Origin of the sequence: Thermoplasma volcanium GSS1 (assembly GCF_000011185.1) — an archaeon.
GTDB lineage: Archaea > Thermoplasmatota > Thermoplasmata > Thermoplasmatales > Thermoplasmataceae > Thermoplasma > Thermoplasma volcanium.
This window is the reverse complement of sequence record NC_002689.2, coordinates 149,771-174,486: the sequence shown is the minus strand read 5'-3', so window position 1 is coordinate 174,486 and position 24,716 is coordinate 149,771. Positions and strand designations below refer to the sequence as shown.

At 40.0% G+C, this 24,716-nt stretch carries 21 protein-coding genes; 10 read left to right on the top strand and 11 right to left on the bottom strand.

Features of this window, described 5'->3' with window-relative positions; all coding sequences use genetic code 11:
• Window positions 1-43 precede the first annotated feature (43 nt).
• The gene (locus TVG_RS08880) at window positions 44-172 is read right to left on the bottom strand and encodes a hypothetical protein (protein ID WP_277770631.1); all 129 of its coding nucleotides are present in this window, start codon (window positions 170-172) and stop codon (window positions 44-46) included.
• 454 nt (window positions 173-626) lie between these two features.
• Between TVG_RS08880 and TVG_RS00865 the strand changes: the two genes are divergently transcribed.
• Window positions 627-1,055, top strand: a complete 429-nt coding sequence (locus tag TVG_RS00865) for a 30S ribosomal protein S12 (RefSeq protein ID WP_010916419.1) — start codon at window positions 627-629, stop codon at window positions 1,053-1,055.
• A gap of 2 nt (window positions 1,056-1,057) precedes the next feature.
• The gene (locus tag TVG_RS00860) at window positions 1,058-1,618 is read left to right on the top strand and encodes a 30S ribosomal protein S7 (RefSeq protein ID WP_010916418.1); all 561 of its coding nucleotides are present in this window, start codon (window positions 1,058-1,060) and stop codon (window positions 1,616-1,618) included.
• Between the two features lie 69 nt (window positions 1,619-1,687).
• Here TVG_RS00860 and TVG_RS00855 read toward each other — a convergent pair whose 3' ends face one another.
• The gene (locus tag TVG_RS00855; RefSeq protein ID WP_010916417.1) at window positions 1,688-3,067 is read right to left on the bottom strand and encodes an IS1634-like element ISTvo4 family transposase; all 1,380 of its coding nucleotides are present in this window, start codon (window positions 3,065-3,067) and stop codon (window positions 1,688-1,690) included.
• Window positions 3,068-3,220: 153 nt separating this feature from the next.
• Window positions 3,221-3,493: an HU family DNA-binding protein gene (locus TVG_RS00850; RefSeq protein WP_010916416.1), complete on the bottom strand. Its 273-nt coding sequence runs from the start codon at window positions 3,491-3,493 to the stop codon at window positions 3,221-3,223.
• 331 nt (window positions 3,494-3,824) lie between these two features.
• Here TVG_RS00850 and TVG_RS00845 point away from each other — a divergent pair, with 331 nt between their 5' ends.
• Window positions 3,825-4,325 carry a hypothetical protein gene (locus TVG_RS00845; RefSeq protein WP_010916415.1) on the top strand — a complete coding sequence of 167 codons (501 nt, stop codon included), beginning with the start codon at window positions 3,825-3,827 and terminating at the stop codon, window positions 4,323-4,325.
• Between the two features lie 36 nt (window positions 4,326-4,361).
• On the opposite strand, the gene TVG_RS00840 is transcribed toward TVG_RS00845, so the two are convergent.
• Window positions 4,362-4,652 carry a DUF5611 family protein gene (locus TVG_RS00840; RefSeq protein WP_010916414.1) on the bottom strand — a complete coding sequence of 97 codons (291 nt, stop codon included), beginning with the start codon at window positions 4,650-4,652 and terminating at the stop codon, window positions 4,362-4,364.
• A 1-nt stretch (window position 4,653) separates the two neighbouring features.
• On the bottom strand, window positions 4,654-5,679 hold the full coding sequence (locus TVG_RS00835) for a TIM barrel protein (RefSeq protein WP_010916413.1): 1,026 nt from the start codon (window positions 5,677-5,679) through the stop codon (window positions 4,654-4,656).
• A gap of 318 nt (window positions 5,680-5,997) precedes the next feature.
• Between TVG_RS00835 and dnaG the strand changes: the two genes are divergently transcribed.
• The 4 genes from dnaG (at window position 5,998) to folP (ending at window position 11,505) form a co-directional block, all read left to right on the top strand.
• Window positions 5,998-7,290, top strand: a complete 1,293-nt coding sequence (dnaG, locus tag TVG_RS00830) for a DNA primase DnaG (protein ID WP_010916412.1) — start codon at window positions 5,998-6,000, stop codon at window positions 7,288-7,290.
• Complete coding sequence (locus TVG_RS00825; protein WP_010916411.1) at window positions 7,272-8,759, top strand: Lon protease family protein; 1,488 nt, start codon at window positions 7,272-7,274, stop codon at window positions 8,757-8,759. Before dnaG ends, TVG_RS00825 begins: the two co-directional genes overlap by 19 nt.
• Before the next feature lie 389 nt (window positions 8,760-9,148).
• Window positions 9,149-10,429: a histidine--tRNA ligase gene (gene hisS, locus TVG_RS00820; protein ID WP_010916410.1), complete on the top strand. Its 1,281-nt coding sequence runs from the start codon at window positions 9,149-9,151 to the stop codon at window positions 10,427-10,429.
• Window positions 10,430-10,482: 53 nt separating this feature from the next.
• Window positions 10,483-11,505, top strand: coding sequence for a dihydropteroate synthase (folP, locus tag TVG_RS00815; protein ID WP_010916409.1), 1,023 nt, complete (start codon window positions 10,483-10,485; stop codon window positions 11,503-11,505).
• 1 nt (window position 11,506) lies between these two features.
• On the opposite strand, the gene TVG_RS00810 is transcribed toward folP, so the two are convergent.
• The 4 genes from TVG_RS00810 to TVG_RS00795 form a co-directional block, all read right to left on the bottom strand.
• Window positions 11,507-12,532 (bottom strand): nicotinate-nucleotide--dimethylbenzimidazole phosphoribosyltransferase, encoded by a 1,026-nt coding sequence (locus tag TVG_RS00810; protein ID WP_010916408.1) that lies wholly within the window; start codon window positions 12,530-12,532, stop codon window positions 11,507-11,509.
• The gene (locus TVG_RS00805) at window positions 12,532-13,830 is read right to left on the bottom strand and encodes an APC family permease (RefSeq protein ID WP_010916407.1); all 1,299 of its coding nucleotides are present in this window, start codon (window positions 13,828-13,830) and stop codon (window positions 12,532-12,534) included. The genes TVG_RS00810 and TVG_RS00805 overlap by 1 nt, the downstream gene beginning before the upstream one ends.
• 70 nt (window positions 13,831-13,900) lie before the next feature.
• Entirely contained in the window at window positions 13,901-15,310 is a 1,410-nt protein-coding gene (locus TVG_RS00800) for a hypothetical protein (RefSeq protein WP_010916406.1), read from the bottom strand.
• Window positions 15,300-16,019, bottom strand: a complete 720-nt coding sequence (locus TVG_RS00795; protein ID WP_010916405.1) for an ABC transporter ATP-binding protein — start codon at window positions 16,017-16,019, stop codon at window positions 15,300-15,302. The genes TVG_RS00800 and TVG_RS00795 overlap by 11 nt, the downstream gene beginning before the upstream one ends.
• Before the next feature lie 198 nt (window positions 16,020-16,217).
• Between TVG_RS00795 and TVG_RS00790 the strand changes: the two genes are divergently transcribed.
• From TVG_RS00790 to TVG_RS00780, 3 genes are all read left to right on the top strand, one after another.
• Window positions 16,218-20,252, top strand: coding sequence for a thermopsin family protease (locus TVG_RS00790; RefSeq protein ID WP_010916404.1), 4,035 nt, complete (start codon window positions 16,218-16,220; stop codon window positions 20,250-20,252).
• A 346-nt stretch (window positions 20,253-20,598) separates the two neighbouring features.
• A complete protein-coding gene (locus TVG_RS00785; protein WP_010916403.1) occupies window positions 20,599-20,793 on the top strand; it encodes a DUF3311 domain-containing protein in 195 nt (64 codons plus the stop codon).
• A gap of 1 nt (window position 20,794) precedes the next feature.
• Window positions 20,795-22,243 (top strand): sodium:solute symporter family protein, encoded by a 1,449-nt coding sequence (locus TVG_RS00780; protein WP_010916402.1) that lies wholly within the window; start codon window positions 20,795-20,797, stop codon window positions 22,241-22,243.
• 173 nt (window positions 22,244-22,416) lie between these two features.
• On the opposite strand, the gene TVG_RS00775 is transcribed toward TVG_RS00780, so the two are convergent.
• Both TVG_RS00775 and TVG_RS00765 read right to left on the bottom strand, forming a co-directional pair.
• Window positions 22,417-22,938 carry a hypothetical protein gene (locus TVG_RS00775; RefSeq protein ID WP_010916401.1) on the bottom strand — a complete coding sequence of 174 codons (522 nt, stop codon included), beginning with the start codon at window positions 22,936-22,938 and terminating at the stop codon, window positions 22,417-22,419.
• A 1,084-nt stretch (window positions 22,939-24,022) separates the two neighbouring features.
• On the bottom strand, window positions 24,023-24,646 hold the full coding sequence (locus TVG_RS00765; RefSeq protein ID WP_156769039.1) for a hypothetical protein: 624 nt from the start codon (window positions 24,644-24,646) through the stop codon (window positions 24,023-24,025).
• Between the last annotated feature and the right edge of the window lie 70 nt (window positions 24,647-24,716).

The following is a 24,716-nucleotide window of genomic DNA, read 5'->3' as shown; positions in this document are numbered from 1 at the left end:
TTTCATTCAAGGTAAGAATTCAGCCATCTGAAGTTATACCAGATTAGGCCTGAATGGCAGTTTTCTTCTCTTTCTGCAGTTTATCAATTACCTTCTCCTGCTCTTTCTTTTCCCTTGTGAGTTCGTCTATTATCCTCTGACCATCAGGGTCTCTGGCAGGTCTTTTATTCATTATAATATTATAATGCATTTATTATGCAAGGATCTTTCAGTTTGAAATGCGTATTCTGATGAACTTAAAAGCACTGAACTATTACCATTCGAGTAAAGATATCGATAAGGAACTGAAGACTTCTGTTTTTAGAGAATGGATTATTGCCTTTTCCGTTGTAAGCGAGAATAATTTCGTTCTATTATAAAAGGATACAGAAAATATTAAATTTGATGGTGTTGCCTAGTTCTGTTAATACTAATATAAGTGTAAACAACTTGAAATTTAAAATTTGAAGATTCGAGCATATAAATAGAATTACGGGTAAATATCTGACAGAGGAAAGATCCTTTCATTACCTTAGTAGAGGATGTGAAGCAAACGCAAGATACAATACACAAGTGTTATATATAGACAGAAAATACAGCACACACTATTACTAAAGGTAACGTATTCATCACTGCACGGTGATATTATGGGAAATGGATTGAACGCTGGCAGGAAGCTGCTTGAAAATAGGAAGAAATTTCGCTGGTCTGATAGAGATTATAAAAGAAGAGTACTTCAACTGAAGAGGAAAAGCGATCCACTAGAGGGCGCTCCACAAGCGAAAGGCATAGCAATTGAAAAGGTTGGTATTGAGGCAAAGCAGCCTAACTCCGCTATAAGAAAGTGCGTTAAGGTGCAGCTTATAAAAAATGGTAGGCAAATAACAGCATTTGCTGTAGGTGATGGTGCAATAAACTATATTGACGAACATGACGAAGTTACAGTTGAAGGAATTGGTGGAAGGATGGGAAGAAGTAAGGGAGATATACCTGGAGTGCGTTATAAAGTAGTCGCTGTTAACGGCATTTCCCTGAAAGAGCTCGTTAAAGGAAGAAAGGAGAAGACGGTGAGGTAAACATGCTGTTGCTATTTGACAAGTATGATGTTAACTCTGTCGAAGTACACGATCCAGGAATGGTGAAATACATAAATGTCAAATCAGCTCTAAACCTACATACTGGAGGCAGGTTTTCCTCCTACTATGCTGGGAAAATAAATATGAATGTTGTGGAGAGGCTCATAAATAAACTCATGAGGACAGAAAAATGGACAGGCAAGAAGTACAGCGCTTATAAGATAACCAAGGATGCCTTTGATATCATTGCAGATAAGACAAAACAAAATCCACTCCAGATACTAATAAATGCTATAGAAAACGCAGGCCCACGTGAAGAGGTTACAAGGCTGAAGTACGGCGGTATTGCAGTACCTAAATCAGTGGATGTGTCTCCATCAAGGAGAGTCGATGAAGCACTCCGTAACATTGCAACTGGAGCTACAAATGCCTCTTTCAAGAGCAAAAAGTCGATTGTTAATTGCCTTGCTGATGAAATCATGCTTGCTGCAAAGAACGATGCGTCTTCGTTTGCAATAAGCAAGAAAGAAGAGATAGAAAGAGTCGCACAGTCAGCAAGATAAATTACATTTTTTGTGTTTTATTTTAGAAAAAATTGTAAAACTGCCAAATATTAAAAATTAAGCCTTAACTCACGCCTTTTTACGTAATAGGTCGAGATCTATATTCAGAGTTGATACCAGATCATTGGCTTTTTTTGGTATCTCGCTCATGATCTCCCCCTTCTCCGTCCGGTACATCTTTATCCTGGAGAGTATGAGTAGGATATCCTTCACGCTGTATTTTCCATCTATCATGTTGAGAATCTGGAAGTGTAGATAAAGCGACAGAAGATTGAGGAACATGTATGTGAAAAGCATGTGGTCATCCCTGAGGTATGATCTATCCGCCTCTAGATCATTCTTGTACACATTGAATGCGTATTCCACATATTCTCTCTGTTTATACAGGCGATATATTCTCTCAGGTTCCTCATTTAGATCCGAAAGAAGGTAAAGCTTTCCAAAATTGATCTCGTTCTCATCATACTGCTTTCTGCTCCTTTTATTCTCTTCAATTCTGAGAAGAAAGTCCTTCTCCTCCTCAGATCGCAGAACAGGATCCTCGAATATGTACACATCATTTTCACGTTTCCAGTATTTTACAGGTTTACCGTCATAGCTGAACACACCCATGAAGTGTTCAGGTTCAGGTATGAGTGATGAGTTTCTTCTCAGTGGAATGATGTAGCTCAGGTGCCTCCTCTTCAATTTCTTAACGTTGATTGCAGAGAAGAATCCCTTATCCGCCACTATTACACACCGATCAACACCTGCCATGTCAATGGTCTTTGACATGGCGGATGCATCCCTTATTGATCCTGGAAGAATTCTAACAAAGGTAGGCATTGTCCTGGTGGATGAGAACAGCATCATCACGTTGATCTGGGGAAGATGCATGCCCTTTGAGTTATGTCCAAGTTCCAGGAATGACATGTTCTCTGATCTGGAGAATATTGCAGTGGAATCCATGAGGACATACTCACCCTTTTCAGTGAGTTTCTTCATGACACGGATGCTCTGGTCCTCAGGCAGTGAGGAGAGCATCCTTGACAGCGAATCAGGCGACATGCTCTCGTCCATGATTCTTGGCAGGTATGTCTTCTCATACAGGTAATGAACGGATTTCATTGGCAGTGGCTGTATGTTCCTCAGAATGACATAGGATATGATGCGTTTCCACATTGTGGGATATATCTCCCTTAGGACGGGGATGACTGTCCTCTCAGCTATTCCATAGAGAAGGGCAATGTTGCCGTATTCATAGTCACCTTTTATGCCTGTGATTTCTCCCTTCTTTACTATGCCATCCTTTGTAACGACGCCCAGATATTTTCCTGTGACCTTCCTTGCCCTCTTCAGTTCCTTATCATATTTGCTTGTCACCTCATATGCATAATAACGATCACCGAACCTCCTGATCTCAATACCCTTTCTCTTCTGCCTCAATACCCAGTCTGGAATATTATCCATATAGTGTATATATACGTAATATACATATAAACATAATTGTTACCAGATATGGTAATAAATCAGCTAAAACAAGTACTCTCACAAGCATTCGTGAATATCGATAATGTGATCTATAACGTAAAAAATAGAGAGTTAAGGATTAAGATAAGAATTTTATTGTTGGTACTTTATCTTGCTAGATGCCCTGAAGACGAACTTCTTCTTGGATGGTACTTCTATAACCTTCTTCGTCTGAGGGTTTCTTGCTTTCCTCGGGCCTTGTGTTCTCCTCTCGAATATCCCAAAGCCAGCCAGGTTTATCTTCTGACCGCCGTTGGCCTGAGCAACGATTTCATCCAGGAACGATTTTATGACTGTCCTGGCAACCTTTTGGGTTGTGTTTGCCTTCTTGGCAACATCTTTAGAAAGTTCACTAATTCCAACCATTTTGGTTCACCTTAATACTAATACGCTTCGTTGTATTAAAATATTTCTATCTTGTTTTTAATAAACCTCGGATTAGATTATGTCAGCCAAAATAAGAATAATAAAATAAAATGATCATTGAATTAATATTGCATGAAAACTCAAAGTTATCCATATTTATGTAAATTCACATATTATGGTGGCTGTAACTTATTCCATATTCAATGAATTATAATCATTGATAATATGCTATAAGTCTGACATTGATATATACTTATCATATTGTCTTGCTATAAAAACGAAATTCGTGGCTGAATCGCTACTAATTTATACCCACCCCCGATATAACGACATGAGTTCGCTTGACCTCATTATGGCTGTGTTAATAATACACGTCTTTGCATCGATTATGTTTATCGGCGGTTCTTTCTTCATATGGTTCATAGTTTGGCCTGCATCTTATAAGATGACAAAAGACGAATCAATGAGAACAAAGATAGTAGGGATAATCGGGAGGTACTTTGGATGGTGGACAGATGCCACTATTGCTATACTTGTAGTATCAGGAGGCTACCTTGGCTATGAATACATACACGGAAACTTCGGTCTCCTAACAACAACTATTGGCGGAAAAATCCTACTGGCAAAGGTAATAGTAGTATGGATAATGATAGTTTTGATGTACGCGAACAATATCTATCACGGTAAACTTATAATGAGACTTGCCGAGGAGAAAAAATACGATGAGATGAAGAGGATAAGGAAGATAACACACGTTGCTTCATTCATAACTCTCGGGCTTATACTGGCTATAATGGGTCTTGCTGTATTACTACAGTTCTTCATGCCATAAAAATTCAATATTTACTGCTGCGAATTTAATAATTAATCAATCTTTTGTCATCATTTTTTTTCTTTCCTTGGCGCTATACCCTGTAAGCTTCTCTATAAGATCATTGTAGTTCTTTATTATTTGCAGCTTGTCTACGCCATCGCTGTAGTCTGAGGTGTTAACAAGAAGCTTCCTCTTTTCTGGTTTTATCTCAATACGCGATATGCCTGGTAGTGATGTTACGATAATATCGCCTTCTATGCTAAATTGATAGCCCATTCCAGACAGCAGATCCGCGATGCTTTCTAGAGTATTTGCTATCCCCTTTTTAACAGGATAATCCCTCACTTCATTCACCTGAAACAGGTTTTTCAGCAAGATGCCTTCTCTGCATCTTCTTAAAGTAAGACCTTATGTAAATTATCTGCATGTATTGCGCATCATGTTCAAGAAGCGGAGAAGACGAGATAATTGTCATGTCGTCAGGATAGTCTATAAGATACTCGGACAGTGTCTCAAATTTAAGCGTCCCATGTTTTATGGCAGTAAGCCTTTTTTCTTCGTTTCCCTCAAATTCAACCCCAGAAAACTCCGTGTATAGGTCATACTTTGCATACTTCTTGAATTCGTTTATGATGCTTTCGAAATCCTTTATCTCCATAAGTGATCCCCCAGTAATAGCGTGAACGTGTGCAAAATTCAGAATAGGCTCTATATTTACCTTCTTGGCAAGGTCTGTAACCTCTTTAACGGTACCGAAAACTTCCTGTTTACCCGAAGTCTCGACTCCAATGTAAGGATAGCCGGCATCAGGCGGAAATTCGTTAACCAGATCGGCGTAAACTTCGGCAAATTTTTTTACCGCGTCTTTTTTCTGGCCGTGATAGAATCCAGAGTGTGTGATTACTCTCTTAGCCCCCATATATTTTCCAAGTATCAAAGCCCACCTGAGATGGTTTATTGACTTATCTGCTACATCGTTACCTGCAATCATGTCCATATAATATGGCGCGTGCATAGACAATGTTATATCCAACTCCCTAGCCAGTTGGCCGCCAGTTTCGAGATCATCATAGTTTCTAGCCATGTTCCAGAAAAGTTCCCTTACGATGTCGTCTTCCTCTATCTCTGTGTTTATACCTACACTAACATAGTTCCCTTCTTCGTCTTGCCTCATTACATCGATGATTATTGAATCTTCTACATCCCTAGGACGAAGGCCTGCAAACTCTTCTGCAGAGTTTTCTTGGACATTAACCCTAAGGAGCTGCACCTCTAGTGCATTGAGGCCAAGATTGTGTGTTTCTTCAACTGAATCTATAAATGTCCTCCCTTTACTTGTCAGGGGTATACCGGCAATACCAAATCTGATCATAAATAATCTTAAGATTGCTATTCATTCGATATATAAATATCTGACCATCATAAGCTCATTGCGTAATTTCGCCTGACGCAGATCACCTGTTCAATAGTATCATAAAATCGATCAAATCTGTGCTTCCGAAAAACGAAATTTGGATAGCTTTTTTGGTCCATCTAGTAACTATAAATTGGTCGATATCGAAAGAGCTCAGGAATCGACAAGCGTTCAATTCGTTGATAGAATACATTATATAGCATATACGCATTGGTAGATTGATGCCTGTATTAGGTGGTAATGTTAATATCATTATCATTAAAAAAGGTGATATGGATGAACGTAGATCCAAATTTAACAAAATACATGATCAAAGCGAAAATATACACGGATGGGGTGGTTGAAAAACCAGACGTTGTTGGTGCAATATTTGGTCAAACCGAAGGTTTGCTCGGTGATGATCTCGATCTAAGGGATCTCCAAAAAAGTGGCAAAATAGGGAGAATTGAAGTTGAGATCGATAGCAAAAAAGGTAGGACTGAAGGCTATGCACTTATACCATCTGGTTTGGATCAGGTTGAAACAGCTATTTTGGCAGCCGCGCTTGAAACTATAGATAGGATAGGCCCATGCAAAGCAAAAGTTGAAATTGCAAATGTGGAAGACGTCAGGGTTCAGAAGAGACAGAAGATAATAGAAAGAGCGAAAAAGATATATCAAGATATGAACAGCAAGGGCGACGATCTCAGTGAAAGCTTGGTAAAAAGTGTAAGGGAGGAAGTAGAAAAATCTGAGATAATATCTTACGGCGAAGAAAAGCTTCCTGCGGGTCCAGCAATAAATGATTCTGATTCGATAATAGTCGTCGAAGGCAGGAATGATGTCTTAAACCTGCTTAAGTATGGAATAAAGAATACGATAGCAGTGCAGGGTACTAACATACCAGAAACTGTGAAAAAGCTTTCAAAGGAGAGGACAGTGACCGTTTTCCTGGACGGAGATAGGGGAGGAGATCTAATACTGAAAGAGATGCTACAAGTAGCTGAGGTTGATTTTGTCGCAAGGGCGCCTCCGGGCACGGAGGTAGAAGAGCTCACGTATAAACAGATAGTAAAAGCGTTAAGATACAAGACACCAATAGATCAGTACCTGTCTATGCATGGAATGAACGATGAACTCAAAGAATATTCTCAGAGGAATAACCTGGTATTTACAAACCATAACAGCGAACAGAAGAAAGAGGTATTAGAAGAACCTGAAGCTGAAAAGAATGAAGTACTGGAACAGGGAGAAGTAACTCAGCAGGTATCCGTCCCAAAGGAAGGATACTTAGACTTATTAAATCCACACGATGTTTCCAGGAGGATAGAAGCGCTCTCACAGTTAAAGACAACCGAAATATACGATTCGAACGGACAACGAATCGCTTCATTTCCAGTAGCTGAGGCTGTTGACAGGATTATTCAGGATCCCCAAGGAAATACCATTGTTACCGGCGGTATTATATCACAAAGGTTGATCGATGTAGCGTACAATGCTGGGATAAAGAATATATACGGGCTAAAACTTGGGCACATAACAAAGAAACCCGTTGACATAAACGTGATAGCATGGGATCGGTCTACGTGAATTTTTTTGAAGAATATCCGGATACATCGTATATAAAGATCCCGAATAACCCACTTGATAGGGTTATCGGTCAGGATGAAGCTGTAAGAATAGCAAGTGTAGCGGCAAGGCAGAGAAGGCATCTGCTTCTTGTTGGTCCGCCAGGTGTTGGAAAATCCATGATCGCTCAGGCCCTTTCATTTTACATAGGCAGGCCAAATGAAGAGATTAGAGTTGTACATAACCCACAGTATCCTGAGAGGCCTTTCGTCGAAATAAAAACAAGAGAAGAGGTCATGCTGGAAAGGGAGGAAGAAAGCTCTACGTCTGGCACATTGATAGATCCTAAAGATGCGCCTACAAGCGTAGCTGAAAGGCTTGGATACAGATGCAGCAAATGCGGGTTCTACTCTTCGCCTACAGAAATGGTTTGTCCAAACTGTAATTCTCCAAAAGCCCAAATAGGAACCCAGGGCCCATTCGGAGATGTATTTAACGTTATAGGGGCCGCTTTTGGCGTACAAAACAATGTTGACAAGGTCACCTTGACGAGAAGAAATGGGGACCACGACGAGATAGTGGTATACGAAAGGTACAACGACAAGATAAGAGTTTTAGACGAAAAAACTTTGGAGAGAAGAAGGCGTTTAGAGAAGAAGAGCCCAAGCAAAACAATAGTTCCAATAGACAGAAATCCTTTTGTTCTTGCTACAGGAGCAAGCGAAACGGAGCTGCTTGGCGATGTGCGACATGATCCATATGGCGGCCATCCGCAGCTTGGCACCCTTCCCTATGAAAGAGTAATTGCTGGTGCTGTTCATGAAGCGCATGAAGGTGTCCTATTTATTGATGAGATAACTCACCTAGGCAACCTTCAGAGATACATACTCACTGCTATGCAGGAGAAGGTCTTTCCGATCACAGGCAGAAACCCACAGAGTGCAGGGGCCAGCGTAAGGGTTGATAAAGTACCAGCCGACTTTATTCTTGTTGCAGCCTGCAACATTAACGATCTGCCTTACATACTCAGTCCACTAAGGTCGAGGATAGTTGGGAACGGTTACGAAATACTGATGAAAACAACGATGAAGGATACTGAAGAGAATAGGATGAAGTATCTCCAGTTTATTGCCCAGGAAATAAACATGGACGGGAAGATACCGCACATGACAATGGATGCAGCGCAGTTGATAATAGAGGAAGGCAGAAAGAGGGCAAAGCTTATAGACAGAAAAAACAATGAACTAACACTCCGCCTGCGTGAACTTGGTGGGCTAATAAGGGCTGCCGGAGACATTGCCGTATTCAAGGGAAACAAGCTCATAGATAAGGAAGATGTGGAAGAAGCAATAAAACTATACGTACCTGTTGAGGAGAAGATTATGAAAGAGTACGGAAGCATGGCCGCAGCTTACTCTTCGGAAACAACTGGTTCACAGAGAGATTCCACGTATAACTATGCCAATATGGACGACAGATCCTACGAATAAGGCCACAATTTCTGTTAAAGTTTGCCTATTGCTTCTGCCGTCTAGGACTATAGGCTTTGTAGATACAACCAAATAAGATATTGCCAGACAGAAGTTTCCGGGTTACCTTTCCTATCAGAATAAGATATGCGTATTCTGTTTTTCAATTTTTTCGCTTTCAACATTTTCATTCTGCAATAGCGTATTTTTTAGACTAAGATTTACGTATAGACCTAGTTAAAGATCCAAAACTGTTTAGGATATTTACTTCACATTTCAAATGCTGGATCGTTATTTAACTTCTATTGCCTTTATTTTTCTCAGTTTGCCTCCTATACATAAAGATTTAAATTTTACCTCTCATAATCTATAAATACTCCTGTAATTTCACAACACAGTGGTGTTTTCCTGTGCAGATAGAAAGGATAAAGGGGTTTAGGGACTTTTACCCTGAAGATATGGAGATTGAAAAATTCATATTCGAAACAGCATCCTCAGTAGCCGAATCGTATGGATTTAAAAGGATCGATTTTCCAAGCCTTGAATACATCGATCTTTATAGGATAAAGTCAGGAGAAGAATTATTGAATCAGACTTATTCGTTTACAGATAGAGGTGGAAGAGAGGTAACTCTTATACCAGAAGCCACCCCATCTACGGTAAGGATGCTTACCTCCAGAAAGGATATAGCAAAGCCAGTAAGATGGTATAGCTTTCCAAAAGTATGGAGGTACGAAGAGCCTCAAGCAGGGAGATTCAGGGAGCACTATCAGTTCAACGCAGATATTTTCGGCCCAAGCAATGAGGAAGCTGACGCTGAGATAATCTCCCTTGCATCTGGCATACTGGACGGGCTCGGTCTGTCCGGAGCGTACGAAATAAGAGTTAACAGCAGGATTATGATGGAAGACATATTGAACGGCATGGGAATTGCCGATCCATATACGGTTTTCTCTATTGTAGATAGGTTTCACAAGGTAAGCAAGGAAACTTTCGTAGATGATCTTATGTCGGTCGGTCTCTCCGAGGAAAATTCAAACACAATATATAGGATGTGCTCAGAAGCATCTGAACCAGGGGGCATATCTGGCCTATTTGGCAGCGGGAAGGTTTCTAAGGCGGCTGAGAGGCTCATCCGCACAATAGATATTCTAAAAGAATACGGAGTGAAATCTGTAAAGTATGACTTTTCTATCGTGAGGGGCTTATCGTACTATACCGGCCTGGTATTTGAAGCCTATGATAAAAGCGGACAATTTAGAGCCATTCTAGGGGGTGGAAGATATGACAATCTTGCAAAGCTATTTTCAGAACAAGACATACCTGCAGTTGGATTTGGGATGGGCGATGCCGTTATATCGCTGCTCCTTAAGAGCAAGGGTGTGAAGGCACCACATGCCAAGAAAAGTGTATATGTATGCAGGGTTGGAACAGTGAAAGCGGAGAGGATTGCTTCAATTTCAAAGATGTTAAGATCGTCAGGGTTCATTGTATCTGCAGAGATAATGGATAGGTCGCTTTCATCCCAGCTGAAATACGCTTCTTATGAAGGATGTGAATACGCTGTGATAGCTGGAGAGAGGGACCTTGAAAACAACAGCGTGACAGTAAGAGATCTCTCGACTGGAGAACAGGAAATTGTAACACTAGGCGATTTAGTTCCATTCCTTGAAAAGAGCACAAGCTATTGAGGCTAGGCCGTTGCTCAGCTAAAATCATATATTCATTATTAATAACCTAAACCATGGACGGCCTCATAATACCGAGAAGGGGTGCATACAAGCAGGAGGATGGCAAATACCTTTTCGAGGTCATATCTGAGAGAGAGCCGCCTGTGGAACACCAGACTATACTGGAAAACGGAATAAAAAAGTATATAGTAAAGCTAGATCAGTCTGCCCTAAAGGATCTAATGCGGTATTATTCAGTATTCCCTAGTTACGAAGATCAGGCAGCGGAAAGAATTTTTGCTGGGCTGGATGAAAAACCCATAAAACCAAAGATCATGGGCATAATAAACGCAACTCCAGACTCATTTTATTCTGGAAGCCGCGTACTGGGAAACGAAGACCTTATTTTCAAGATCATAGACGAGAAGCCAGATATTGTTGATGTAGGTGCAGAAAGCACAAGGCCTGGAAGCAAGCCTGTGGATCCTACAAAAGAATATGAGAGGCTGCTGCCGGTCATAAAAATAATAAGGGATTATTCAGACATACCTGTGTCTATAGATTCTAGGCATCCTTCCGTAATAAAAAATCTTGTAAAGTATGAAATAAACTACATAAATGATATATCAGGCTTTACCAACAAGGAGATGATAGATCTAGCGAAGGATTCAAGCCTATACTGTGTTGTCATGCACATGAGGGGATCTCCACAAGACATGCAGAACTTTACAAACTATGATGATGTTATAGTTGACGTCATAGGTTTCTTGCTAGATCGAGCAAACAACCTACTGGCTAATGATGTCGCTTTTGGAAGAATAATAAGCGATCCTGGGATAGGTTTTGCAAAAGATCTGAAAGGCAATATTGAAATATTGAGGAATATCAAAAGCTTTCACATCGGTATGCCCCTGCTCGTAGGAACTTCGAGGAAAACGTTTATCGGGACAATAACAGGCCAGGCCGTTGAGGGCAGGCTGCCAGGAACCATCGGTACTAGTATATACCTTGCAAACAACAGAGTATCGATAATCAGAGTGCATGACGTTAGGGAAAATAAAGATGCGATAAATACGTACCTATCGTTGGCACAATAAATTAAATGAATTGTTCGTAGAAATCATCTACGCTTTTATATATTGCCTCTGCTTCAAAGTTCATTAACCTTGCAAGGAGAAATGCGGCACCCATTCCAGTGCCTTCTCTGACGTGGCCATACTGATAGTACCTAAGGCCAGGATGTTTCATTCCAGAGAAGTCCATGGCTGAGACAGCTAAATAGTCACTCAACCCGAGATCAGAGAATAATTCAGTCCTGTGATAGTACACCCAGCCGGTTGTTGAGATATATCTGTCTCTCATTCCATTGATGAGCCTATCCAGATACATAACTGTGGCCATCTGCGTTCCTCCACCGAATATTATCTTTGATCTTTTAACAGAGGAAGATATGCCTAGCGATACTGCCATCATATTGTCCCCGTACTCCTTAACTGCACCAAGTGGCGATTTTTCTAGCTTTCTCCTAAAGCTCATTTCAGCTATCTTTTCTTTTATAGAAAACGGATCTTCCTTCATGGAGCTACTTGTTTTGGCATTTATGCCTATCGCCTTTAGAACAGCATATGCGGTTGTTGTACCGCCAGGTACGCTTTCAGCAAGAATGATGTTCTCAAAGACCCCATCCAGCAACCTGCCTATATGTTCGCCCGCATGTATAGCAGCGTCAAGATCCTCTATCGCTGTCTTCACAGCCGGGTTGTTTGATGGCTTCAATCCAGTTTCTATGAAAGGTGTCTTAGGCTTGGCATAGAATCCGCCGTTCACAATGATATAGCGAATGTTCGTCAACGACAATATCGCTTTAGTTACTATTGCAGGAGTAGGAATGCCCTCAGGTGTCATAGGTGGGTCTTTGCTGCTAAGGCATTTGCCTTCGCCTATTATCTCCGAGTCTATTGCTGGCGTCAGCCTTGTCAGCTCTGGCGTCGCCCCAGCAGATGTTATCCCTGGGACAGTTGAAACTTCGCTTGTTCCAGCGATTAGCACAAATACAGTATTTTCTGGATTAACATCAAATACGTTCGATCTTTTCCCAAATATTATATCCTCCACGTAGACCACTACTCATAATGGAATATGATAGATGTATATCTGCTTGAACGTAGAATATAAAAAACGGAATAAATTGCTACCAGAAGGGCAATGGCAAAGAATATATCGACAAGCATAGACGTGTAGATATCAGCTAAGATAGAATATGCTAATGTAACGAGAACAGTAAAGGATGAAGCAATGAGCATTATCTTTCCGATCACCTCTCTTGAAGCTGATATATGTTTATAAAGTGATACATTAGATATAAGGTGAACTGTGAGGTACGAAGCTGAAACGAGGCCCGTAATTGTTACGAAGGCCACAAATGGACCAAATAGTATTGGGAATACGCTCGATGCGACTATATCCAATGCAAGCGATATGGCTAATACCTTCCTCCTAGAAAGGGGCGCTATAATACCATCTTCTCCCATCTTTACAGCAGAGTTGCTGAATGCATTTAAGTAGGCGACCGCAAGGTTGAAGGCACTGGAAACTGAGAAGAATAGGAAAAATATATAGAAATACGAACCAAGCACGCTTTTAACGCTTCCAATAATGTAGAACGGATTCGATGAGTAATAAGATATATTGTTGCCAAGGAATCTCTCTATTGCTAATGCAGTAACTACCATCAAAGATCCAGATACTGCATACGCTATTGCTATTCCCCTTGACACAGAAACTTTGCTGTTTTTTGTATTTTCTGATATGAAGAGTGAAGATCCAAGTCCAGAAAACATAAGAAGCCCGAACATAATCCCATACCAAAAATTAGGCGTAGTTGCCGAAGATAGGGCATATGGAGATATTACTCCGGATCCATGGGATATCATGCTTACATCTAACAAAACAATAAACATTATTTCCAGTGCGCCAAGGATCTTAAGGACTTTAGCGGAAACATATGTTCCGCCCATTGTAACAAATGCTATTGATGCTGCAATTGCGTCTGCTGCTACTACCGACATGGTTAAGCTTCCCGAGAGGTAGTAAAGTATCGATACCGTAAAAATGGTAATTGATGGAAAAGCAGCGAAGCCGTATATTAAGTAGAGTATAGATACAAAAAGGCCAGTCCTTTTGCCCATAAAGATGCCATTTAAAGTGTAATAGCCGCCATTTGACCTTATGATCTTTGATGCTCTGTATGGCATATATATGTTTACTAACGATATGATGAACGCACCAATTACAATGTAGACGAGGTTAATTGAAGAAAAACTTGCAATTATGGCAAATACGCCTACGATATTAAGCATAGGACCGGATCCGCCTATTGACTGCATTATACTGGATCCTACACCAAGATCCCGGCTCCCCATGCACCATAATAATAATTCTGTATAAGTAAATTATTTTTCCACGAATCAACTTTTACCCATTAAGGGATGTTTAGACGAAGTTCCTTTCAACCATACGTTTCATTATGGCAGATCCAGTGCGCGGAAGATAAAGTATTATAGCGGATGGTATCCAAATACCTACAACGTAATAAACAGAAAATATAGGTGTAAAGAGGCCTATGATAGCAGGGGCTGAGATCGCCAACAAGATCAACATTGTCAGTAATGAAGATAGCGAATTCCTATAGGAATATGATATCTCTCCTATATCAATTATCTGCATTGGGTTAATATATGCAGACATAAAGAAGGATATTATAGATATGGCAGGAGAAATAAGCACAAAATAAGATGAGGCCGCTAGGAATATATTCGCCTTTAAAATGATAAATAGCAAAATGTTCGCTGCGAAGAATGGAACTGATAGAAGTAGCTGAGAAAAGGATCTAGCAAGAGACGCATTCCTGAGATAGATGTGAGGTGGCATGGACATAAAGGCGAGCCATACTCTCTCTGATGAAACAGATCCATAACTTCTAGCAGTTGGGATTATAAAGACTCCATATAATACAACATAAGGAACTACGAATAGATACATACTTTTGGGAATAAAGTAAATTAGGATGCCGTATAGGATCGCAATTACAACGGATACAATAAAAAATGAACGTATTCCTCCTCTCGAGGTATAGGATCTAGCGGCTGCGCCGACCCTCATTACCCCTGACGAACCAGAGATCATGAAGTATCTTTTTCTGACTGCCGATTTTGGTGAGAGTCCATAGAATGATATACCATGGCTTACTTCGCCCATTTTTTCCACGAAAGATGAACTGAATAAATAGGTTGCGTTTCCTGCGCGCGAGATGGCCAAATAAGATATGGGAACGAGTAAAGCTATTAGCACGATTGTACCGACAAACGGATACCCGCTGTATGTTATAGTTGGTGCCAAGTCAAAGTATGATAGGCCGGGAAGAAGAAACCATATGGCAAGAATCGCAGATATAATTGCACGTTTCCTAAAATTGAAATTCCTTATTAAGAACCCTATCTCCACAGCCAGAAATACTTGGAGAAAAATATCCAGTATGCCTATGAATATGGAATAGCCGCTCATGACTGTTAAAACAAGGAACCCTAGGAATATTGGAGTTATAGAAAAACTAAGCAACGATGAGAAGAGAAGAGCTATCCCTAGGTCAGACCGCTTAACTGGCAGCTGAAACAGGAAGTCTACATCAGACTTTTTAAGCATAACGCTACCGGAAATTGAGATTATGAAGATTACCAGAGATATTATGCCGTCTAAGTAAATGCTATTTGCTCTTAGAACAAGATTGGAAGTATACGACAAGTAGGAATCGTATAAGAGAAGAATAATTAAGAATATGTAGAATACAAGCATAGGAGTTGTGAACCTTGTTTTTATCACAAACCTGATGAGCCTAAAGTTCAAGTTGCCCACCCATAATCCTGGTTATAAGATCCTCAACTGAAACATTGCTCCTGTTGCTCTGGTCCTTTATCTGCTGAATATCGCCCTCCCACACCTTCCGCCCGTTATTTATTATGAGGATTCTGGATGTGAAACGCTCGGCTATGGACATGATGTGCGTTGAAACGAGGAATGTAGCCTTGAGGCTGTGGAAGTATTTGGTTATAGCCTCCTGCGATGGTATATCAAGGTAATTGAGCGGTTCGTCAAGCAAGAGAACCTTTGGATCGTGTATCAACACAAGAGCAATAGCTAACTTCTGCCTGTTACCCCTAGACAGCGCTGAAACCTTTACATTCCTATAGTTACCTAGTCCAAGCAATTCCATGAGGAAATCCATCCGAGAATTCAGATTCTGAACTCCTCTCAATGCACCTATATATTCCAGATTCTCCCTTACGGAAAGAGTAAAGTAGGGAGCAGCGTCCTCTGGCAGATAGCCCACTATTTTCCTAGCATCATTAGTAGATGGATCGTAGCCAGATATCGAAACGCTGCCTGAATCCGGCTTTAATATACCGGCAAGGATCTTAAGAGTTGTGCTCTTTCCAGCACCGTTAGGGCCGATTAGGGCCATACTCTCACCACAATCCAATCTGAATGTAAGGCCGTCAATGGCTCTCTTTTTCCCATAGTATTTGCTAACTTGTTCGAAATGAATGCACTCCATTTATTAACTTTAAGATAAGCTTATATTAAAAACGTTTTACATTTAATGGATAAAACATCATATGGCTAAGATATAGTTACCATAGATACACCTTGATTGACAGAACACCATTTATTGGCTTTTTAACAGTAAATGGCGGTTGAAAATAAGTATCATTTTTTCATATGTATTTAAAAAGAGGTGTTTCATGTATTTTCTATGTTATCCAAGAGAATTATGATCATTACGATACTCGTAGTGATCGTATCCGTAGTAGGGTTTATGGGCATAAACTTCGCCCATACACCAGTAAATACGGCGATCGTTCCTAAGACTTCTAGCGTAAAGAGCACTTCGCCTGTAAACCAAGCACCAGCAACAACAAGCAGCATAAAGGTTACGCCTCAGCCAATGAAGAAGCAGATAAACAACTACCTCTACCTTCCTGCAAAGGTGCATAGGTTCGTTATGGATAATGGTGTTGTTGAGCTGCTATACACGCAATCTCCTGCACCTATGGGAATAGGTTTCTTCGGGCTTGAAAACAAAAACGGGCAGCTTATGGGAAGCAACTATTACGCTTATAGCTTTTCTGCAACCGTAAACTTAACCAACCTAAGCGTTTTCAACTTGGCCAATGATGGCCCAAACTCAATATCGATACAACTTAACACAGTGCTTGACAATACTACAATACTTGGAACATCTAACTATACATACTGGACACAGAATGTTGCATTCTACTCCGTCCGAACACACGAACTTGAATTTATAGATAACATATGGAACTTCAGCAGCCCAACAGCTGTCATGACGCCGAATACCATACTAAATTCCACAGGGCAAGTTTTGCCGTATCCAGGAGTGCATATAGCTATAGGCCCAACTTACTATTTACCTACGCCGTTCACTCTTACCCTTTATCTAAATACATCCGAGATCAATGGAAACAATGTAGTCTACTTCAACTATTCTATACCGCAGATAGGTGCAGAAGGCACATATGATCGTGTAACCTTCAATTCCACTTATGGAATGCCGCCAGCATACAAAGCACCTTACTCCTACTTTAGGGTCAGCGGCACGCAGCTTACGCCTTTGGGATTACTATACGATGCTGAAATAATGATCGGCGGGCCTGGAGGTGGATCCACGACTACAATAATGGGCATAAACGGAACTATGTCCCTCAAATACATACCCGCTGGGCAAAGCCGAGTTACTCCTCCGCCTCCACCACCTCCGCCCAATGGACCTGCGTCACCGCAGATGGATTATGTTAATGTCCCATCAGCCTTCGATTTCGGTACTGACACCGGGGAAACTTCAATTGGGGTGGCAGTGGCCTGGAACAGCAACGACCAAGCTATATTGACTCCTGGCCCATCACTGTTATATGGAATGTGGAATGTATCCGCAACAACCGAGATGGAACAATTCCAGGGATCAGTTTCGCCGAGCAACGCATTCTTGTTTGTAAGCCCTGGAAATGTTATCAACTATAGCCAGAATGGATACGTTCCGCTCACCCAGTCCGGCACATACAACTTCTGGCTTCCTGAGGGGCAATATGCTGCGCTTGCCCTTCTGAGTGATCACTCACCTCAGGCACAGATACTCAACGGAATGAACAGCTTCGTTCTGCCGGTAGATATGTCCGCTGGGGTATATACGCCATTATTCGCAATGAACAATGCACAGCTGGCTAATATATCAATGTCCGGCGCTGGTACAGCAAAAGATCCATATGTACTTTACAACAATGAGTACGGCTACATAAGTCCACTCTTCGGCCAGATCAATGACTATTCGTTCCCGCAGTTTGCAGGTGTCATGCTTCTTGGCACTAGTAGCTATGTAGTTGGATCAGACATGCCTATGTTCCAGATCATATACCAGGGCTCTGATTTAGCTTACGCAGAGTTTGAAGGCATATTGCCGTACAATTATCTTGGTTACTGGATATACAATTCATCCCATGTCGTTGTAAGGCAAAGTGAAATTACAGGATGGTTCTTTACAGATGATTCAGGATTCCCGCTTGCAAACATAATACTCTGGAACACTTCAGATTCACTAATAGCATCAAACTACTTCCTTTCTATGGATTCCTCACTCTTGATATTTGGAGGTTCCAATAATACTGTCTGGGGCAACTATTTCTTCAACTCGCCGTTAATAGCTAATCCAAGCTTATACGCAGCATGGAACTTATGGGGAGAAGCGCTAGGTTTGGCTGTGTACTCATCCAATAACACCATATACAACAACTTCTTTGCAACGCAGCTTACTGCGATAAGCCCATCGACGAGTATATATACCGGCAATCCTGCTGTATACACAAACATTTGGAACATAAGCAAGGAACCGGTAAACTACGTGAGGATCGTAGACGGTTTCAAGTTGAGCGGTAGCATAATAGGCGGCAAGTATCAGGGCGGAAACTACTGGTACAACTTCAATGGGACTATACCTTACAACAACAACGGTATGATAGAGTACGGTGGTGATTACGAGCCATTGAACGTTCTCGACCTCGCTCCTCCAAAATCAGTTCTTTTAAACGGCAACACTCCGTACCTTATGACATCACCTTATTTCTCACCCTACTTACTTAACCTGGGGCCTGCGAACCAATCAACGGTGATAAACGTAACCCTTTACCTAAACTTCACTCACATACAGGCATTAGAACAATTTGTATCACAGGTCAATTCACCAAACAGCCCTGAGTTTAGGCATTACCTGTCACCATCACAATTTGAGTCGATGTATTACCCATCTTCAAGCGTGATAAACTCAATTGAGAATTATTACGAAAAACTTGGCTTCAAGGTATGGTCTTACTGGTATGCGCCATTAGTAATAGTCCTGCAGGGAAATGTTAGTATGTTCGAGCACGCCTTCGGTACGATGCTATTTGAGTACATGTTCACATACCCGGGCGGTGACGGTGCAGTATTCATGACGAACACGGCCAATCCATACATACCCATAGAATTTAAGGGTGTAATAATGCACGTATATGGCCTCAGTTATTCATCGGATGCTTTGCTATCAACCGTTAACAAGCACGAACTAAAGACTGAGGTATCCACAGTCAAGCTGAGTGGGCTTAACCTTAATGGATCGAAGGATCTCTTAACGCCTATAAACCTTGCCAACTTCTATGGTGTATCGGCACTTGAAGAATCAGGCCTAACAGGTGCCGGGATAAAGATAGGGATACTCGGCGTCGGAGAATCAGCTAACATATCAGCCATAGATAACTTCTGGAATCAGTACGGAATACACCATCCCACGGTTAAGTTTGTCAATCTTACTCCCAATGGCTTAAACCCATATCCTGAGGGTGTCGAAGCGGATTTAGACGTTGAGTGGTCTGGTGCAATGGCTCCAAACTCAACAATATACGATGTGATGCAGCCTTTCAACCTTACAGGGATAGGGGATAATGCAGTGAACATAGAGCTATACTATATGTTGAATGTAGTGCATCCGCAGGTAATATCCGGCAGCTGGGCTGAACTGCAGTTCCACCACGACAGTGGATTTGCAAAGATATACGATCTCATAGGGCTTCAAGCAGCCGCTGAGGGCACAACCATATTCCTAGGCTCTGCTGACAGCCACAGCATATTCTACTTGACTGTAATGGCCTCCCAATACATAGTGTCGGTGGGGGGAGTTTATCCCATACTCAACAGCAAAGGTGCTATAATAGGGCAGTATGGGTGGTACCAGCCAGAGTATTCATGGTATGGAGGGCCTGTAGGATCTGGAGGTGGCAATAGCTTCTTCTTTGCTAGGCCAGTCTATCAAAGCGCCGAAATGATAGTAGTGCCATCCACCTTTACGAACAGAGGACAACCTGACATAGCAATGCCCGCTGCAAAGATGGTTTTCGCATACAAGAACTTCTTTGGCGTTGCTGGCGGAACCAGTTTTGCAACACCAATATCGGCAGGCATATTTGCTGATATAGAGCAAGGATATATGAACAACTTTGGTACATTTGGATACCTCGGATGGGTACAGCCTGCCCTTTACGAGCTAGGATACAGCAATCTCTTTGGTGCACAAGCTTACTACCAGATAAACTACGTCCAGCCTTACCCAGGTATGGTAGGAAATGGCTATCTTGGTCAGGGCTGGAACGACTTTGTCGGAATCGGGTCAATCAATGCCTACAACCTATCGATTGACTTATCTAACTACTATTCGGCAACTTATCTGATAGGGCAGGGCCTATAAAATAATATATATTTTTATTTTAATTATATATATTTTAAGTAAGTTATCCTTTAGGTGTATCCTTTTCGATTATTGAAACTATGCTAATTTTTTATGTCACTTACATTAGAATGCTCAGGATATTTCTTTGTAACAACTTTCCGATTATGCCTCTACGATGATCATAATTCCTATGGTTTTGATGTTATACTAAAGGTAAGAAACATTAAAATAAATGTTGAAAATATTAAATTTTTGTCAAAGTTATTTAAAAAGTCTCGGAAAAATAATACTACCCTGGAGAATATAATAGCATCACTGATAATATCTAGCAAAGCTTTAATACATGCTAATATATATCACATATGTGAACAGCAAGTACAAAAAATTTCTGCTTCTGCTCATACCGTATATAGCCATACTTGTGATAGCTCCTCTGTTGAATTCTATTCATATACTAGTGCTTGACATGCCGCTAATAATGTTTTGGCTCTTCATCTGGTTCTTTCTAACACCAATCGTAACGTACATGATATATAGGGAAGACAGGAGGGTGAATTAAGATGAGCGTGGGTGTTGAAGTACTTACGATATCTTTTGTCGTAATAGTTATCGCTGCTGTTATAGGATTTCTTGCAAGAAGCAAAAACGTCTCGCTAGAGCAGTGGGCCGTCGGTGGCAGAAATATAGGGGCCCTGCTCATATGGTTCCTGCTTGCAGGTGAGATATACACTGCCTTTACATTCCTTGGCGTTCCTGGATACGCTTACGCATTTGGAGCTCCTGCATACTACGCACTTTCTTATGGTGTACTTGCCTACCTTACTTCTTATTTTATATTGCCAAAGATTTGGAGAATCTCAAAGAAGAAGAACATAATGACACAGCCAGATTTCTTTAAGGAAAGGTATCAAAGCACTCTACTTGCCACCATAGTTGCTGTGGTCGGAGTAGTATTTATGGTACCATACTTAGAACTTCAGGTATCGGCAATAACCGATATCTTGGAAGTGATGGGGTATAATGTTATAATGCCGGCATATGTAATGATAATTACATTTGTATTAACAGCAGGATACGTTATTATGAATGGCCTTCGATCGGCTACTTTCACCGCCTTCTTTAAAGACGGCCTTGCCCTGATAGTCATATTTAGCGCCCTAATAGTTATTCCAGCAGTACAATTCGGTGACCTAAACAACATGATGCATAGGATGGTCACCAATTATTCAGAATATCTGTATTTTCCTGGGCATAGTGAACTTGGCCTAAGCTGGTTTGTTTCTGTTGTTCTGATGAGCGCGCTCGGCTTCTTTATGTGGCCGCATTCCTTCCAAAGCTATATATCAGCAAAGAATGATAACGTATTGAAGAAAAACGCTGTATTTTTACCTGTTTATAATGTACTGCTGGTGATAACAGTTTTTATGGGATTCGCTGCACTATTGTACAATCCACATCTATCCAATGCAGATGACGCCTTCTTGATTGTTGCTAGAGCTTCGTTTCCATCTTGGTGGAATGGTGTAGTGGCAGGCGCCATAACACTCGGATCAATGGTTCCGGCGTCGGTTCTCCTAATAGCAAGTTCCACGATAATATCTAAAAATTTATATAAAGATCTAATAAATAAGAAAGCAAGTGATTCTTCCGTTAAATTCATCGCTCAAGTATTTGTGGCGATAATAACAGGTGTTGCACTGCTCTTCGCAATTGAATTTCCTGCACTGTTCGTTAACCTTTTGCTTTTGGGCTACAGTGGTATAACCCTATTCTTCCCAGGTATTGTAATGGGTATAACATGGAGAAAAGTTACCGCAGTTGGTGTCATATCTGGCATAATTACCGGTCTAATAGTCAATGCGGTGTTTTTCCTGCCGCTATCATCATATTCCCATATTATCTATCCAGGGTTAGTCGGTCTGTTCGCTGACACAGTTGTAACTATTTTAGTGAGCTTAGTCACAAAGGCGCCCTCAGGTGAGGTGATAGAAGAATTCGTAACTGCGTAGTGTATGTCAGATCTTCACCATTTTTACTTATTCTGTAAGTCCATCAATCCAGTTATTAAGGAACTTTAAACGATAATTTTAATTTTTTAACAAAATCGATGTAATATTGCTTAATTTGCCTTCTGCTTTTCCTTTAGATATCATTTCAATGATAAGTAATAGCTTGATTATGTCTATAATAAATCAGGGAATATACCGTTATTAATTTCGTAGGTCTTTTGCTTGATTATATCTTCGCTCTTCATTCCACGAAATCTCTCGAGAACACGAGGCAACTTACAGAATTTTGACTCATCGTAATATAAGGTATTATGTTCTCCAAAATCTGTCTTAAAATCATTACGTCTTTCCTTTATGAAATTCTCGATAGATCCATATTTTTTTCTAATCTCTGGCTTCATCCACTCCCAACTTGCTTGCTTGAGAATCATTTTTTCTTTATCGAAAAGCCTGTTGAGGTGAACCATATAAGGTGTACTAACAACAATTTTCTTATAATACAATGGAGTTGCTGGGCAGTCTGTCCTTCTTGGTACCCACTTCAGATCCTTGCTGAAGGAGTAAATCCAATCTTCCATTCCATACACTGATTCTTGGATCCTATCAAGTTCGGTGTCTATGAACAGAAGAGGAAAGTAAATATCATAATATTTATTTTTTGGAAGAGTTCTAACATAATTAATAAAATCTTGCATTTTGTATGGGGGTGTATCGCACGCGATCATATCTCCATCGAGATGGAATATAAGACGAGAGTCTGTTTTTTGTGCGCCATAATACGAGCCGTTTTCGCATCTACATCCTTGTGATAATACTCAACTTTGTCAGATAGAAATTTCTCAGCAATAGTTTGTGCATATTTTTCAAATGGACCTGTATAAGAATCTATTATAATATAATGATCTATAAAATTCCTTGTTGGCATTACTGTTTCTTATAGCCAAAGATCATTTCTTGTGATGATATGTGCTGTAACCTCGTATTTCGGTAAAGAATCATTTTTATTTCTAGGGTCAATATTGGAGAAAAGAAAATGCAAAATATCACCAGCAAAATCTTCAACTTTAAGTCGTAACGATCTTTTTGAGAGGTAATATTTAAAATAATTTGGTTTCTCCATATCATATACGGGATTACTATCTGTTCTTAAACGTTAATATCGGGTAAGTTATCATAAATTAGTTGAAGATCTATCTCAGTATTATGACAATAACGGCAACAATTTTTAAAATTATCGATTCACACATCTCAGAATTTTTTCTAACTTCTAAAAGAAAAATAAATAATTTGCAGTGATTATGTTTTACAATTCTTTTCAATAATTATTGAATGGTGTTAGCCAATAACGTAATTTATTCTGTGAACTTAGAATTGAAATCACCAAATGATAGGAATTGAAGGAGATATATCCTTTTGGAAGATTACCAATAATAATAACATGGGCATTGATATACTTTACAAATATTTGTTGCTATATTCCATGACTTTGTATATAATCAACATTCAGAGTACTTAAGATAATGAAACAGAGAAAATGTTAAGAGCAAGGAATTAATCTTTTGGCACCGCAATAATGCTGAAAACTATTGCGTATAATTTAATCGTTGCATCGAAAATTAAATTGCTAAAAATAAGATAGACGATGAAAATTGCTGGGTTATAAAACATAAGAAAAACTAAACTCTTTTAGAATAATGTCTAAATTCAATTAAAAATATTTTGCAAATTCCTTTTATATATTAATATTGAATATCATTCAAAATAACATAAGATATTTTATTAACTATTGGCGGCCCTTTCTAAGTCACCACGGGCTATCAACAATAAAATTCCAGTTAACAGCCCTCCAAATATTAATGCCACTACTCCAAACCCAACGCTATTTTTTTGATATGCTGATTCATAATCTCCATTGATAATATATGAACGGATTTTACTTATTCTAACTACTATATATATGTCTATCACTAAGAATATTATAAGAAAGACTAGAATTGATATAAGACCAACAAGTGCGCCTGTGGCCACATTGGTATATCCTATTCCCTGACCTCCATATGAGCTATACATGTGAGTTGAGGCAATACCATCTAAACTAATTATTGCAATCGATATAATATAGGCTATAACACTGAGAATTGAAATAGCGTAAGCTACTGTCACTAGTGTTCTCGAGCTTCCTGCATTTCCTTCGACCATTTTGGCCTCGTGCATGTCTATTATTTCAGATGTATCATTATTTATATTTATAACATAATATTTTTGTTCGTTATTTAAAATAAAAGAAGTTTTGATTTGCCATATACCATTTCTTAAAGCAGAAGATTTTATAATAACGTCAGTAACATTAAATCTAGACTGTATTTCATTTTTGGCAATTTCTATAGCTTGATTTACGTCCATAACGATCATATAATATTCTTATAATTAAATATTTGTATTTCTAGATCTTATATGTGTATAGATGTACCAA